The sequence below is a fragment of the Polyangium spumosum genome (genome assembly GCF_009649845.1).
Lineage (GTDB): Bacteria > Myxococcota_A > Polyangia > Polyangiales > Polyangiaceae > Polyangium > Polyangium spumosum.
In genome coordinates, this window is record NZ_WJIE01000018.1 from 1 (window position 1) to 14,479 (window position 14,479).

The 14,479-nt window shown below is 68.8% G+C and carries 11 protein-coding genes and 2 pseudogenes; 5 read left to right on the forward strand and 8 right to left on the reverse strand.

All coding sequences use genetic code 11. From position 1 onward, the window contains the following. Nucleotides 1-143 precede the first annotated feature (143 nt). From GF068_RS36980 to GF068_RS37005, 7 genes and pseudogenes are all read right to left on the reverse strand, one after another. Nucleotides 144-845, reverse strand: a complete 702-nt coding sequence (locus tag GF068_RS36980; protein ID WP_153824264.1) for a hypothetical protein — start codon at nucleotides 843-845, stop codon at nucleotides 144-146. Then, nucleotides 842-1,855 carry an ATP-binding protein gene (locus GF068_RS36985; protein ID WP_153824265.1) on the reverse strand — a complete coding sequence of 338 codons (1,014 nt, stop codon included), beginning with the start codon at nucleotides 1,853-1,855 and terminating at the stop codon, nucleotides 842-844. The genes GF068_RS36980 and GF068_RS36985 overlap by 4 nt, the downstream gene beginning before the upstream one ends. Before the next feature lie 756 nt (nucleotides 1,856-2,611). Beyond that, nucleotides 2,612-2,881, reverse strand: a pseudogene (locus GF068_RS47480) (PAAR domain-containing protein); the annotation flags it as partial. Nucleotides 2,882-2,907: 26 nt separating this feature from the next. After that, nucleotides 2,908-3,279, reverse strand: a complete 372-nt coding sequence (locus GF068_RS36995) for a hypothetical protein (RefSeq protein WP_153824267.1) — start codon at nucleotides 3,277-3,279, stop codon at nucleotides 2,908-2,910. A gap of 10 nt (nucleotides 3,280-3,289) precedes the next feature. Continuing rightward, entirely contained in the window at nucleotides 3,290-3,895 is a 606-nt protein-coding gene (locus GF068_RS45760) for a bacteriophage T4 gp5 trimerisation domain-containing protein (protein ID WP_240807984.1), read from the reverse strand. 178 nt (nucleotides 3,896-4,073) lie between these two features. Beyond that, nucleotides 4,074-5,126: pseudogene (locus GF068_RS47485) on the reverse strand (type VI secretion system Vgr family protein); the annotation flags it as partial. 125 nt (nucleotides 5,127-5,251) lie between these two features. Further along, entirely contained in the window at nucleotides 5,252-5,695 is a 444-nt protein-coding gene (locus GF068_RS37005; protein ID WP_153824269.1) for a GNAT family N-acetyltransferase, read from the reverse strand. Nucleotides 5,696-6,028: 333 nt separating this feature from the next. Between GF068_RS37005 and GF068_RS37010 the strand changes: the two genes are divergently transcribed. From GF068_RS37010 to GF068_RS37020, 3 genes are all read left to right on the forward strand, one after another. Next, nucleotides 6,029-7,285: an aminotransferase class V-fold PLP-dependent enzyme gene (locus GF068_RS37010; RefSeq protein WP_153824372.1), complete on the forward strand. Its 1,257-nt coding sequence runs from the start codon at nucleotides 6,029-6,031 to the stop codon at nucleotides 7,283-7,285. Further along, nucleotides 7,282-8,913 carry a DEAD/DEAH box helicase gene (locus GF068_RS37015; protein ID WP_153824270.1) on the forward strand — a complete coding sequence of 544 codons (1,632 nt, stop codon included), beginning with the start codon at nucleotides 7,282-7,284 and terminating at the stop codon, nucleotides 8,911-8,913. Before GF068_RS37010 ends, GF068_RS37015 begins: the two co-directional genes overlap by 4 nt. 221 nt (nucleotides 8,914-9,134) lie before the next feature. Next, on the forward strand, nucleotides 9,135-9,425 hold the full coding sequence (locus tag GF068_RS37020; RefSeq protein ID WP_153824271.1) for a hypothetical protein: 291 nt from the start codon (nucleotides 9,135-9,137) through the stop codon (nucleotides 9,423-9,425). A 33-nt stretch (nucleotides 9,426-9,458) separates the two neighbouring features. Here GF068_RS37020 and GF068_RS37025 read toward each other — a convergent pair whose 3' ends face one another. After that, a complete protein-coding gene (locus tag GF068_RS37025; RefSeq protein ID WP_170319893.1) occupies nucleotides 9,459-12,005 on the reverse strand; it encodes a c-type cytochrome in 2,547 nt (848 codons plus the stop codon). A gap of 469 nt (nucleotides 12,006-12,474) precedes the next feature. On the opposite strand from GF068_RS37025, the gene GF068_RS37030 reads away from it, so the two are divergent. After that, complete coding sequence (locus GF068_RS37030) at nucleotides 12,475-13,176, forward strand: TetR/AcrR family transcriptional regulator (RefSeq protein WP_153824273.1); 702 nt, start codon at nucleotides 12,475-12,477, stop codon at nucleotides 13,174-13,176. A 37-nt stretch (nucleotides 13,177-13,213) separates the two neighbouring features. Then, nucleotides 13,214-14,401 carry a cytochrome P450 gene (locus tag GF068_RS37035; protein ID WP_153824274.1) on the forward strand — a complete coding sequence of 396 codons (1,188 nt, stop codon included), beginning with the start codon at nucleotides 13,214-13,216 and terminating at the stop codon, nucleotides 14,399-14,401. Nucleotides 14,402-14,479: the final 78 nt, after the last annotated feature.

Sequence of the window (14,479 nt, forward strand, 5' to 3'; positions counted from 1 at the left end):
GTACGAGCGAACCACCACATCGAGTCGCGCCGATGTCCTTCACGCAATGACCGCATTGATGCTCCGACGCCTGACGACCACCGACGTGTCGCGCAAGGAAGCTCGGAAATCCTGATGAACACCCTCTGAGCGGCCCGCAGCGATCAGCCGCCGCGACGGGCCTCGAGCCACGCCCGGAACGTATCACAGGCGTCCTTCCAGGCCTCTTGCACCTCCGCGTCGAATTGCATCCGCTCCTGCCAGTACGCCTCCACGCGCCGTCGCTGCTCCTCGTCGAGCCGATAACGCGACAGAATGGAGAGCGCCTTCGCCGGGTACATCGAGAGCTCCACGTGGAGCGAGGCGTATTGCTCCAGCGACAGGACCGGCGTGGCCTGGAACGGCAACGTCGGGCCGCGCGGCGCGACGAACGCGGGCTGCGTCCCGCGCAGGTCGGTGACGTCGCGTGATCCTCTCGGCGCCGGTATTCGCGCCTCGCTCGCGGCAAACACGGGCTTCGCGCCGGGGTCGAAGGGCAAGGCTCTTTCGCCGGGCGCGACGAATGCAGGCTGCGTGCTCGCGAGATCGGCGAAATGCTGCATCCCCTTCGGAACCAGGAGCGGCGTCTGCTTCGCCTCGATCCGCCGCGCGGCATGCTCGTACGCGTCCCCGAAGCGCTTGCCGGCCCCATCGGGCGCGTCGGCCGAAGCTTCGAGTGCCGAGATCCATCGTTCACGCACGCGCGCGAAGCTGGTCTCGTCGAGGCCCACGGCTGCGAGCGTGGAAGCGCGGTCCGCGAAGGGATCGTCGAGCTCTGCCACGAGCTCGGCGAAGGCCTCGATGCTCGTCTCGATCCGCGCCGTCATTTCACGACCGCGCCCCTGGCCGCCTTTCCGAGATCGATCACCTGCTCGGCCGGGAATCGCGCGACGAGCGGCTCGGACCCGGTGGCGGCGAGGATCTGGTTCCCCGACCCGAGCTTGGCGAGCCGCAGCAAGAGCTCCGCGTGGTGCGCGGAATGCTGATGCAGCTCGGGCTCGTCGACGAGCAACACGGAATGGTGGAATTGCATGGCGCCATGCGCGAGCGCGAAGAGCAGAGCCTGCTCCTCGCTGGCCGAGACCTCTTCGAGCGTGACCGTCCGCCCGTCGCGGCGCAAAAGCTCGAGCGATACGCTGCCCTCGCGCAGCCGGACCGCGGTCAGGCGCAGCTCGGGGAGCATGGTGGCAATGGCGTGCTTGAAGGGGGCGAGCAGGTCCGGCACGTCGGCCCGTACGGCGATGCCGCGGGACCCGAGCGCCTCCGCCACGCGCGCGGCCTGCTCGTTCACCAGGTCGAAGAGCGCCCGTCGCAGCGACGTGTATTTGTCCGGATCGCCGCGGAGCCTGCGACCCTCCTCGACGGCGGCCGAGAGTGGCTCGTGGGGGAAGCGCCACTGATCGACGCGGAGGCCGCGGTTCTGGGGGAAGAGCTCCAGCTTGCCGAGGGTGGGGGCGCGGGAGAAGGGCGTGAAGACATTACGCAGGGAGGGATCCCCCGTGCGTTTCTCCGCGCCGGGCCCGAATTCGACGAGGGTGCGTTGCTCGCGGGCGGAGAGGTGCGCGCGTGCGGCCTCGTCTTCGGACAGGAGCCACGTGGCGCCGAGCACGCCGCGGTTTTTCCCCGGCCGGAGCAGGCGGCGCAGGTCCGGCGGGGAGCCGTAGGGGCCAAACGCCTCCTTGAGCGCGGCGATGGCCAGGAGAAAACTCGTCTTGCCCGAGGTGGGCGGGCCGGTGACGAGCACGACATCGTGCGGGGCGCCGCTCTGGGCGGCGCGGAAGGAATGGGTGCCGTCGGGAAAACGCAGGCCCTCAGCCGTGAAATCGAGGAGCTTCATGCGGGATCAATACGTCTCGTTGGCGGCCGAAACGTCACGCTCGACGACGCCCCTCGGGAAGAGGCGGTCCATCTCGCGATAACGGTGGGGGAAGAGCGCGCGCGCCGAGGCCTCGCAAGGGGTGCCCCGGGTGGAGGAGAAGACGATCATGAACTCGGCGAAGTCCTCGAGGAGGTTCGTGTCCCCGTACTCCGACACGCTGCGGCGATCCGCGTCCATGGCCTTCTGCCAGGCGTCCTTGGCGCCGGGATCCTTGGCCCAGGCGACGTCGAGGGAGAACGCGTGGCCGCTCTCGTGTTGCAAGGCCCAGTCGATGTCGGATTGCGGGTGCGGCTCGTTGCGGGGAAAATAGCGGATCGTGCCACCACTGTAGTCAGCGACCGTATTACGTCGGCCCACGGTGCAAGGGTGCGGGACGATGAAGACCCTGTCGAGGGCCTGCAATTGCTCGTCGGAGAGCGTGGCCAGGCCCTTGGCGACGCTATCGGCGGTGGGGAGCCACTTGTCCGGAGGCGGACCGTACACCGGCTCGTGGATCGTCACCTTGTGACCTCGAATCGTGACTTCGCGTGCGTCGAACGCGGTCACGCTCGTGTCGTCGGGTACTTCTTCCCACACCTGCGTCGGAGGCGAGAGATCGTACTGGTCGCGGAGGCGGCCCAGGCGCCTGCCCGTGGCTTTGTGACCAAAATCCTTGAGGAACGTGCATTCCGGGGGAATGGGGATCACCCGCCCATCCGCGTCGACGGGCGGATGGCCGATAAGCACGCGCGCGAAACCACCCGTGACCACGCCGCCATGCGCGCAGCGCTCTGCGAGGCGCGCCGCAGGCTGGTTGCCAATGAGCACCGTGGGGCAACCGTCGACGATGGGATCCGGGGTGGTATCCAGGCAAAGAGCGCTGTCCCCCTTCCTCGCGGCCGGCTGATTGCCGATGAGCACGGTCGGGCAGCACGGCCCGGTGACGGGGGACGCGCCGTGATGGGGGCACGTGTGAACGTCATCTCGACGGACGGAAGGGAGCATCACGAAAGCCTCTTTCAATCAGACTGTCAATGATCCTTGCCCGCATAGGCGTGCCGCCAGTGTTTCGGATTGAGCCCGACCTCCTCGTATTCGACGCGCCACCCCTGCTCCGGCGGGACGGGTTTTCCCTCCTTGTCGCGCGAGAAGATGATGACCTTGACGATCGGGACACGAAGCTTGTACGTCCCGTGATCACCGTACTCGGTGAACCACCGCTGACTCTCCGGCACCTCGGCCCATGGGATCTCCCTCGACACGCCGTTCAGGACCTCGATCTGCACCTTCGGCGCCTCTTCTTCCGTGTACACGTCCTTCGTCGTATCCACCTCGCCGCCCTTCTTCGCGCAAGCGCCTGCCAGAAGCCCGATCGAAAGCCCGAGGACCCATGCGAAACGCATTACCCACACCTCAATCGCAGTTGAGCTTCACGAGCGCCCCGCTCACGTCGACGTTGCCGGAGCTCGTGATCTGGATGCCGTCCTTCGAGATGACGATGGACGACCCTCCGCAGACCAGGCGAATGTCGTCCGCGAAGACGTGGAAATGCGGCGCGACGACCTGCACGACGTCCTGCGAGCGCAAGTACGTGCTGCCAGACCGGAGGAAATGGTTGCCGTGTGTCTGGTCCGTGCGATCCGCGTCCGTCGAGAGCGTCATGTCCCCGGCCGCGGAGAGCTTCATCGTCTTGCTCGAATGAAGCTCGACCCCCACGCCCGAAATCGCGATACGTCCCGTCGACGAGAGCTCCGCGTCCCCCTCGATGGACTCGACCTGCCGGCCCACCACGGTCTTTTGCACGTCCCCCCGCACCGTCACGTTCTCGTGCCGCCCGACGAACACCGTGCAATCTCGCCCCACCTTCACCGAGAGGTCCCGCTCTGCCGTGAGATCCACGCGCTCCGCGCCCGCCGCGTCGTCGAAGAGCAGCTCGTTGAACCCGGCGCCCCCGGGCGAACTGCGCGTCTTGAACGTGCTCACCGTCGGGTGCTTGCTCGCGTCGTACGGCGCCGGCATTTTTCATGACCCGCGCGGGGCGGAAGCGGTAGGCCATGGGCAGCGCGACGAAGCGGCTCTCTAAGCCGGGGCGATCGTCCTCCCGACCGAGCACGACTCCCTCCGGGAGGAGCTCGATCGCGTGGGTCTCGACGCGCACGACCAGAAGATCGACGTCCTCGCGCAGGCCATCCTGATCGTGCAAATGGACCCTCAGCCCCGCCTGAAGGGAGCGCACCGTGCCGCTGCCTTCGGCGAGGTGGCGCTCGGCCTCGGAGCGCTCGAGGCGAAGGGTGGCAGGGACGCGGCAGGTTTGCCCCCGGACCCGGCCCTCGGCGGCGGGATATTCGGTATACATTGCGGCCGAGCGGTCGCCGGCGACGGCCTCCACGCGGGTGAGCGGCTCCTCGGGCGCATAATCGCGCACGCGCACCGCCGCGAGTCCGATGCGCCCTGCGGGTCGGAATGCGCGCACGATCTCGCGCTCCGAGGGATCTCTGCCGAGATCGTGGAGGGTATGGAGCGTGTGCCGCTCCTCGGTTTGCAGCAGCGCGACGCGGCCGGGGTAATCGGTGAGCGTGAGGATGCTGCCGCGCGCGTCGTGCTCGAAGAAGTACGATATGCCCTCTTCCTCGAGCAAGCGGGAGACGAAATCGAAGTCGGTCTCGTTGTACTGGGTGACATGCTCGCGATGATCCGGGTCCGAGAGGCGCGCGGCGTCGTCTCCGACGAGCGCCCAGCGGAACGCGCCGACGAGCTCCCAGAACTCGCCTCGGTCGAGGTCGACGCCAAAGGGCACGGCCTTCCCATCAAACGGGACGAGCCCCCCTGCCCCGCGGGGCCGAGCCGGGGTGTCGTTCCGCAGCACGGCCGAGACGATGTCCACGATGCTACGATGCCGAAAGACCTGGCACGATTGCCGGAAGCGCGCGCGCAAGAGGTGCGGGGCGAGGACGACACGAAAGACGCGCAGAGAGCGTGTCTGCTCGAGCTCCTCGGCCTCGGCGAGGATGCCATGAACGGCGCGTATCCCCGCGCTCGTGCGGATGCAGAAGGTCGCGCCGGTGTCGACGAGGGTATCGAGATCGAGGTCCCCCTCCGCGCGCGGACACAAGAGGGTGATGTCATAATGGAAGGGGCGCGAGATCTCCTCGACGCAATGCCATCGCACGACACGCAACGCGCCCCAGCCCTCGCGGGTGCCGAGGAGGTAATTTGCCGTCACGCTCGCTGCTCGCACCGTCTCCGTCATCGCCGCCAGGAGACAGGAGGACGCGGTCCGGTGTCAAGGAAGCGGCCTCGTCTCGTGCCGCCACCCCCGGCCGGCGTATTGCGGGGCGCGACGCGCGGGATGATCATCGAGGAGCGTCGCGAGGCTCAAACGGGGCGTGACATGAGATAGTGGGGGCCGATGCCGGGCAGTTCGAACTCGGCCCCATCCGCCTCGAAGCCGAGCTTGCGGTAAAAGCCCGCGGCCGTCGTGCGCGCGTTGCACCAGAGCCGGGTGCCTCCGTGCTGACGCGCGTGTTCGATGCACGCGTGCACGAGGGCAGCTCCGTACCCGAGGCCCTGATGCTCGGGCAGGACCGCCATGCCGCGCAGCCGATAGGCGCTGGCATCCGGCGTGCCCGGCAATGGCTCGCGGAACATCGACGCCACGGCGCGCTGCTCGCCTTCCACGGAAAGGTCGAGGTGCAGCGTATCCGGCGCATCATCGCCCGGATAGACGAGATCCTCGGGGCGCTGGTGGGGGCGCAGGACGAAGTGGCGCAGGGGACGAGTTTCCGACGCGGAGATCCGACGGATGCCGTAGGTGGTCATGGGTCGTAGTGCGAGGAGGATACGCCAGAAAGGCGGGACCACGCGAGGGCAAGAAGAGGGAGGGACAGCCGGTGGGCGCCGCCGCCGCCCCCACCGTGTCTGCGGCCGTGCCCCGCACCGCCGCGGGCAGACGCGGGTAGACGTTGCTCCGGAGCAGCACGTCGTCCGAGACCTTGCCGAATGACCTCACCCATGAGAACCTCCCTCGTTTGCAAAGGGGGCGACGAGCGCCTCGGACAGCAAGAGGTGGGCCATTCGCCGGGCCCCGACGAGAATTTTTTCGTTCGTCATGGCCACGTCCTCGGCGGCACGCGTGTTGCTCCACCGCGGCGCATGAAGGACATGGGGCGTGAGAGGGCCGGCGGCGCGGCCGTCGAGGTCGAGCGCGTGCGGCGGGACTTCCCGATCCTCCAGCGGCCGGTGGACGGGCGGCCGCTCGTGTATCTCGACACCGCCTCGAGCGCGCAGAAGCCGCGGGCCGTCCTCGACGAGATGACGCGCTTCATGAGCGAGGACTACGCCAATGTCCATCATGGCGTGTATGCCCTGAGCCAGCGCTCGACGGCGCTCCACGACGCCGCGCGGGAGAAGGTGGCCCGCTTCCTCCACGCCGGAGATCCGCGCGAAATCGTCTTCGTTCGCAATGCGACCGAAGGGATCAACCTCGTCGCCAGCAGCTACGGGCGCCATTTCCTCCAGGAAGGCGACGAGGTCCTCGTCACCCAGATGGAGCACCACGCCAACATCGTGCCGTGGCAGCTCCTGCGGCAGGAGAAGGGTATCACGCTCTGCGTCGCGCCGATCACCGACGAGGGCGAGCTCGACATGGAGGCCTTCGAGCGAATGCTCACGGACCGCGTCAAGCTCGTCTCGGTCGTCCACGTCTCGAACTCGCTCGGGACCGTCAACCCGGTCGAAGAGATCGTCCGCCTCGCGCACGCGCGCAAGATCCCCGTGCTCATCGACGGTTGCCAGGCGGCCGTGCACATGCCGGTCGACGTGCGCGAGCTCGACGCCGATTTCTACGTCTTCAGCGGCCACAAGCTCTACGGGCCGACCGGGATCGGCGTCCTCTTCGCCAAGCTCGCGCACCTCGAGGTGATGCCGCCGTACCAGGGCGGCGGCCTCATGATCTCCTCCGTGACGTTCGAGAGCACCGAGTTCTCGCCGCCGCCGCAGAAATTCGAGGCGGGGACCCCCAACATCGTCGGCGCGATCGGCCTCGGCGCCGCGATCGATTACGTGTCCTCGATCGGCCTCGCGAACATTCACGCCCACGAGTCGGCGTTGCTCGCCTACGGAACCGAGCTGCTCCGGGAGATCCCGGGGTTGCGGTTGATCGGCACGGCGCGGGAAAAATCGAGCATCCTGGCGTTCGTCATGGAGGGGAGGGACCCGCAGGAGATCGGCGCCGCCCTCGGCAGGAACGGTATCGCGGTGCGAGCGGGACACCATTGCACGCAGCCGCTGATGGACCGCCTGGGGATCCCCGGCACGACGCGCGCGTCGATAGGGCTGTACACCACGAGGGAGGACATCGACGCGCTCGCTCGTTGCTTGCGGGAGGCTACACTGCCCGCCCCCGCATGACCCCTGCCCCGCCCCCGACGTCACCTGCGCCCTCGCTCCGCCCCTACCAGCGTGAAGCCGTGAGCGCTGTCCTCACCGCCCGGCGCGCGGGCCTGCGCCGCATGGTCGTTTGCCTCCCGACCGGCGCCGGCAAGACCGTCATCTTCGCCGAGCTCTCCCGCCTCGCGCGCCGCGGCGTCCTCGTGCTCGCGCATCGGGAGGAGCTCGTCGAGCAGGCCCGCGACAAGATCCACCGCGCCCTCGCAGGGGATGCCATCGTCGCCGTGGAGCAAGCCGCGCGCCGCGCGCCGCGTGAAGCCAAGGTCATCGTCGCCTCGATTCGCTCGCTCCACGAGGCGCGCCTCTCGGACCTGCTCGCCGGCCGCGACCTCGGGCTCGTCATCTACGACGAATGCCACCACGCCGCCGCCGACGACAACCTCCGCGTCCTCCGCAGCCTCGGCGCCTTCGATTCCGGCTGGAATGGCACCTTGCTCGGCTTCACGGCCACCACCTCCCGCGGCGACGGAAAGGGCCTCGACGTGGTCTTCGAGCGGATCGTTTATACGAAGACCTTGCCGGAGCTCATCGAGCAAGGGTATCTCGCTCCGCTCTCCGGTTATCGCATCGCCACCACCGCCGACCTCTCGCGCCTCTCGGGCGAGGGCCTCGACTTCGCCGAGGACGAGCTCGCGCTCGCCGTGGACATCGAGGAGCGCAACGCGCTCGTGGCGCGCGCGATTCAGGAGCTCGCGCGCGACAGGCGCACCATCGCCTTCTGCGTGACCGTGAGCCACGCGCGGAACCTGTGCTACGCGCTCAACGCCCTCGGCGTCCCCGCCGGCATCGTCCACGGCGCCATGAAGCCCGAGGACCGCGCGAGGGCCCTCGAGGATTTCCGCAAAGGCCGCACGATCGTGCTCACCAACGTCGGCGTCTTGACCGAGGGCTTCGACGATCCGGGCGTGAGCTGCGTCGCGATGGCCCGCCCCACGCGGAACGAGGGGCTCTACGCGCAATGCGTGGGGCGCGGGACGCGTCTATTTCCTGGAAAAACCGATTGTCTGATCCTCGATTTCGTGGATCTCTCCGCCCTGGATCTGTGCACGCTCCCGTCTCTCTTCGGCATGCCGCGGGACCTCGACCTCGAGGGCCGCGACGCCTCCGCGGCGAGGCGCGCCTGGGAGCGGATCGCCTTCGATCATCCGGGGTTCGCGCTCGAGGCGGGCGCGATCACGCTGGGCGAGATCCAGGACCGCGCCGCGCGCTTCGATCCGCTGGGGCTCGGGCTGCCGGGCGAGGTCCGCGCGATCTCGGGCAATGCCTGGTCGTCCCTCGGCAAGTACGGGCTCGTCCTGCATTTCGAGCGCAGGCCGGGAGAGCTCGCGGAGGCGCTCGTCGTGAGCCGCGGCGCGCGCGGCAAGCGCTGGGAGGTGCTCGTCGACGGCGAGAGCATGGCCCGCTTCAGCCGGATCGAGGAGGCGGTGGAGGCGGTCGATTACGAGGTGCAGCGGATGGGCCGCGCGGCAGAGGCCTCGGCGCTCGCGGGCGCGGCCTGGCGGAGCGCGCCCGCGCCCGCGGGATCGGCGGCGAAGACACGGGCGGACGCGCTGCGGCTCGAGGTGTTCTTGCGGGTCGTACGAGGCTAGCGGGCGAGCTTCCGGGGAGGGTGCGGTCGATACGACGACCAGGACGTACGGCATCGTTTGAATTGTGAAATGCAGCCAAGTGAGCCGCCCTCGCTGGCTGCGGCACCTTCGCGCGGCGTGCTCGATTCTCTTCAACTTGCCGGGCAGGTCATGGCATCATCCGCGATATGACAGTCCCCTCACCGTGCATGCGCCAAGAGCTCCTCGCGACCATTGCCACCTTGAGACTCCGCATCATCACGCGCGACTCCACGGGCACCGTCGAGCTCGGCGCGCTGGTGACGAAGGGCCTCCGGCCTGCCGAGCAGAAGTTCATGATCTCGAACGCGGAGTGGACGCTGGGCATCGTCCCGCCGGGCACGACGTCGTACCTCATCGCGCACGAAACGTTCGAGGTGCTCCGTCGGGCGACGGCGGCGGACGACGGCTCGTTCACCTCCGGTGGCAAGCGCTACTGGCTCAGGCCGAACGATACGGCGGCCCCTCCCGTCGCGGAGGTCGTCCCGGCCTGAACGCCTCCGGATTCGCCAAGGGAGACGACCGCATCAATCGCACCGAAAATCGCTCTCGACGCACGTCCCGAGGCCCACGGCGACCCGCGGCGTGTCCTCCGAGAGCGTGCGCGACGTGTCGATGCGGAGCCTCGCGTTGCGCGGGGCGCCGATCCGCCCGCCCGTCTGGACGTCGACCTTCGTTACTTGCCTCCAGCGCTCGAGGTTCGGCACGTTGAAGACACGCGAGGCGCTGTCCGCGGTCCCCTCGTCGAGCCTGAGCGTCTTCCACGAGAAATACTCGTCCCCCCAGAAGGTCGACGAGGGCGAGACGACGTGGAGCGCCTCGCGCTCGCCCTCCTTGCAATCGCCGCACGAGGTCCGGAACACGAAGGCCAGGCCATTCGCCACGGGCACCGCGTCCGCCACGATGCTCGACGTGAACCAGGTCTCGCGCTTCACCACGTGAATGAAGCCGCGGCGCTGCTCGACGTGGAGCCGGCCGTCGGGCAGCGGATCGATGGTCTGCACGAGGATGTCTCTCCAGTGACGCCTCCCATCCTCGTCGGGGGCGCTCACGCAGCGCTCGAGCAGCCGGGTCATACCCGTGGATCGCCAGTCGAGCATGAGCTGCGCGGCCGCGTGATACGGGACCGCCGCGCAACCCGATTTCCATACCAGGAGGTCCAGGCGGACGCCCCCTTGCGGCGCCGCCACTTTCTCGTCGTATTGCAGGCCGCTCTCCACGACGACCGTGGGCAACGCGCCGAGGTCGAAATCGACGTTCTCCCACACGCCGCGAGGCGGACGCTGGCGAAGGACGAGCCGCTCCATCGGGCTCGTCGCGACGGGCGGCAGCGACGCGGCGCCCGCCGGGCGAACGAATTCACGCATCGGTCGCGCTTCCACGGCCGCGGGCCCGAGCGACTCCATGTATGCGACCATCGCCGCGCGCGCGTCCGCCGAGAGATGCCTGGCGTGCCCCATCTTGTCGTCGGCCTTCGCGAGCAGATCGGAGAGCGAGGCGTGACGACCGTCGTGGAAATAGGGGGCGCTGCCCGCGATCGACAGGAGCGACGGGGTATCGAACGAGAGGCGCGCCTCGAGCGCCCCGCCCGTGCCGACGTCGTGCCGCCCGCGATCGGTGCCGCCGCCCGCGTGGCAATCGCCGCACCCCTGCGCGGCGTCGTGAAACAACTCGCGCCCTCGGGCGACGAGCTCCTCGGACGCCGGGTCGGGCGTAATCACGGGCGCCTTCATGCGCGTGATGTACGTCGCGAGCGCCGTGAGGTCGGCGTGGTCCCTGACCGCGAAGCCCTGCCCACCCAACCGCGAGACCGTGTGCGCGAGGTGATTCGACAAGGTCCCGTGCTCCCCGAACCAGCCGAACGGCGTCGCGCTCGCGAGGCGGCCGGCGAGCGAGATGGTCTGGCGAGGCCCGTCCGGGGTCGACCACGTGAGGCCGTCTTCACGGCCCTCGGGGTGGCAGCTCGCGCAAGCCCGGCCATCCGACGAGATGCGCGGATCGAAGCCGTCGTGGAAGATGCGGCGGCCCCGATCGAACACCGCGTCGACCTCGCCCCTCGGGCGGGACAAACGCACGACGAGCGGCTCGGGCGCCGCGCCGTCGAGGTCGACGATGCTGACGGCGCGGTCGAACTGCGAGACGACGATCGCGTGACGGTCGGAGAGCGCGAGCCCCAAGGGGCCGCCGGGCAAGCGGACGCGGCGTCGGACGAGCTCCGCGGCGTTCTGCGCGCGCCCGTCGAGCTCGAGCAACGTGTCGGAGCCGAGGCACGTGACGAACAATCGATCCCCCTTCGCCGCGGCGGCGCGCGGGAGCAAGCACTCGAGGCTGTGCGCGGACCGGCCGGGAAGGGGCAGATCGAGCGGCTTGCGGGCGACGAGATCCACGACGCCGACGAAGGGCTTGATGGGGCTCTCCGTGCCGCCGTAGACCGTGGTGATCTTCGGCTCGCCGGGGTCGACCGTCACCATGGGGACGAAGAGGCGGCCCTCGTTCGTGGCGAGCGAAAAGGCCTGACCGCCGCGGACGAGGTCGCCACGTGCCGCGCCGATCGATTTCGCCATCTTGCCCGACAGGACATCGAGCTCGTCGACCTTGCCCGTGGCGAGCTCCACGACGCTGAGCTCGGCGGAGACGACGTGGCTCACGAAGGCGTGCTCGCCCGAGATCACGACCGCGCGTGGATCACGCGAGAGGTTCGCCGTCCGCTCGAATGCGAGGTTTTTCGCGGAGAGCACGCCCAGGGTATGCCCGTACCCGCTGACGACGACGATCCGCTCGCCCGCGCCCGCGACGAAGGCCGAGAGGCCCACGGGCTCGCTCGGGACGACCGTCCGGCAACGCGCCTCGAGCGAGCCTGCGCCATTCGCGGCCGCCTCGAGCACGAGGACCTCGTTGCGATCGCGGAGCGCCACCACCAGACGCCCGTCGGACAAACCCACGAGGGCGGACGGGGAGCCGGGGAGCTGCATGACGGCCACTTCGTCACGCGCGTCGAGGTCGATCGTGTGAATGGCCGCGTCGTCCTCGTTCGCCACGAAGGCGAGCGTCCGCTGCGCGCTCCTCGCCAGCACGACGCGGTCGCCTCGACCCGGATGCAGCGGACGCAGGGACGCCGGATGGTGAGGAGCGCAGGGGCCGAGATTCGCCGCGGGTCCCGTGGTGACGGGCGCCGGAGCGGGCACGGTTTGCCCGGCCGAACGAGGCGGCGACGACGGGAGCGAGGGGGAGGTCGTCGGAGGCCCGCCGCCGCATCCGGCGAGGATCAACAGGGACGAGGCGGCAATCCGAAGGAAACGGCGACCGGCGATGCGTGCTCCCATGGCGGGTCGGAGCGCCTGGCACGAAGCAGACCAAGCGGCAATTCAAGGTGTTCCCGGGTGACGACGCGACGGGGAGGTTCGGCGCGGGACACGGCCGCGTGGCGCCGGGCCCACACGTCCACCCGTGTCCGTTTCTCCCTTGCCGCCGAGACCCAGCCTGCTACCTTGCCCGCTGACCAGATGACCGATTTATCAAAACTGGTCAACAGGTCAGCGAGGAATGTACCCCGTGTCCCAGCACGCGCAACAGGCCAGCAGCCGCGCCGACCGGATCCTCGACGCCGCGGCCACGTTGCTGCTGCGTATGGGTTACCGGAAGGTGACCATCGAGGACATCGCCAAGCAGGCGGACATCGGCAAGGGGACGGTGTACCTGCACTGGCGCTCCAAGGAGCAGCTCTTCCAGGCGCTGCTCCGGCGTGAATCCATCGCCCTCGTCGAGGAGATGCGGGCCGGGTTGCGGAAGGACCCGGCCGAGAGCAGGCCCCACCGCATCGCGCGGAGCAAGTTCCTGACGACCCACCAGAGGCCGCTCACGATGGCGCTGGTGCTCGGAAACGCCGAATTGCTCGGCAAGCTGACGCAGAGCCCCGTCTCCAGCCAGGAGCTGCTCTCGACGAACCGCTCCTTCGAGGTGATGATCCGCCACGGCCTGCTCCGCGCGGACGTGCCGAACATCGTTTATGCGATGCGGGCCGCGTCTGTCGGGTTTTACCTGCTCGGCGCCCTCGACCCCGCGAGCGCCGGCCCCGACCTTGAGGCCAGGGCCGACGCCCTCGCCCACACCATCCGGCACGCCTTCGAGCCTGCCGGCGAGCCACGAAAGGAGGCAACCGCGGCGGCCGCCGCCGAGCTCTGCGCAATATTCGACGATCTCATCGCCTGCTACCGCAAATGGATCTACGCCGCCGAGCCCGGCTGATCCCCGGACCCGGAAGCGCGCTGAAAAGGGGAACGCGATGACCACGCTGGCAGATACCTGGGGCATTCACAAAGCGCAGTTCTGGATACGCGGGCAAGTGCCGGACGAACCCGTCCGGTTCGCTCCCGAGCTCGGGATGTGGAACGTCTACGGCTACCCGGAGACGCTGCGGATCCTCGGCGATCCCGGCCTGTTCTCCTCCAACACCCTCCGCCTCGTCCCGGACATCCGGCGATCCACCGAGGGCAACCTGGTGCAGATGGACCCGCCGGAGCACAAGAAGCTCCGGAACCTCGTCAGCCACGCCTTCACGCCGAAGGTCGTCGCGGACCTCGAGCCGCGGATCGCGCGTCTGACCCACGAGCTGCTCGACGCGGTGGACGGGCGGGACCGGATGGAGCTCGTGGCCGATCTCGCGTATCCGCTCCCGGTCATCGTCATCGCCGAGCTCCTGGGGGTGCCCAGCGGCGACCGCGACACGTTCAAGCAATGGGTCGACAAGATGCTGGAGAACTCCACGCAGTTCTCCCTCGTCAATCGCTCCGAGGAGCAGGAACGCAGGCTGCAGGTGGCGCTCGAGCAGAGCAAGCTCCTGACCGACTACCTCGGTGAACACGCCGCCGAGCGCAGGCGAAAGCCACGCGAGGACTTGCTCACCAAGCTCGTCGAGGCCGAAGTGGACGGCGACCGCCTCACCGAGACCGAGGTCGCCAATTTCGCGAACGTCCTGCTCATCGCGGGGCACATCACCACGACCATGCTGCTCGGCAACACGGTGCTCTGCCTGGACACGAACCCGGAGCAGAAGGCGCGTGTGCGCGCGGACCGGTCTCTGGTCCCCGCCGCGATCGAGGAATCGCTGCGCTTCTTCAGCCCGTTCGCGGCCCTCGGCCGGGCCACGACGAGCGCGGTCGAGCTCGGCGGCAAGACGATCCCGGCCGATCAATTGCTCATGGTGTGGATCGCGGCGGCGAACCGGGATCCGAGGCAGTTCACGAATCCAGACGTGTTCGACGTGTCCCGTGACCCGAACCCGCACGTCGCCTTCGGACGAGGCATCCATTTCTGCATCGGCGCTCCCCTGGCCCGGCTGGAAGGCCGGGTCGCGTTGAACATCCTGATGGATCGTTTCCCGGGTTTGCGTATGGATCCCGAGGCGCCGCCGGACTTCATCCCCAGCCCGAACATGACCGGGGTGCGCAAGCTGCCGCTGCTGCTCCGCTGAAGGGGAAGCCGCGCCGAGCTCCGTCGCCGGCTTCCTCGACGCTCGTGGACGTCACCACGGCGTCGCCGCTCATCCGCC

Excerpts from the sequence above, each read along its gene's own strand:
- GF068_RS36995 (WP_153824267.1), bottom strand. The coding sequence starts at position 3,279 with ATGCGTTTCGCATGGGTCCTCGGGCTTTCGATCGGGCTTCTGGCAGGC.
- GF068_RS37010 (WP_153824372.1), top strand. The coding sequence starts at position 6,029 with ATGAAGGACATGGGGCGTGAGAGGGCCGGCGGCGCGGCCGTCGAGGTC.
- GF068_RS37015 (WP_153824270.1), top strand. The coding sequence starts at position 7,282 with ATGACCCCTGCCCCGCCCCCGACGTCACCTGCGCCCTCGCTCCGCCCC.
- GF068_RS37030 (WP_153824273.1), top strand. The coding sequence starts at position 12,475 with ATGTACCCCGTGTCCCAGCACGCGCAACAGGCCAGCAGCCGCGCCGAC.
- GF068_RS36980 (WP_153824264.1), bottom strand. The coding sequence starts at position 845 with ATGACGGCGCGGATCGAGACGAGCATCGAGGCCTTCGCCGAGCTCGTG.
- GF068_RS37005 (WP_153824269.1), bottom strand. The coding sequence starts at position 5,695 with ATGACCACCTACGGCATCCGTCGGATCTCCGCGTCGGAAACTCGTCCC.
- GF068_RS36985 (WP_153824265.1), bottom strand. The coding sequence starts at position 1,855 with ATGAAGCTCCTCGATTTCACGGCTGAGGGCCTGCGTTTTCCCGACGGC.
- GF068_RS37035 (WP_153824274.1), top strand. The coding sequence starts at position 13,214 with ATGACCACGCTGGCAGATACCTGGGGCATTCACAAAGCGCAGTTCTGG.
- GF068_RS45760 (WP_240807984.1), bottom strand. The coding sequence starts at position 3,895 with ATGCCGGCGCCGTACGACGCGAGCAAGCACCCGACGGTGAGCACGTTC.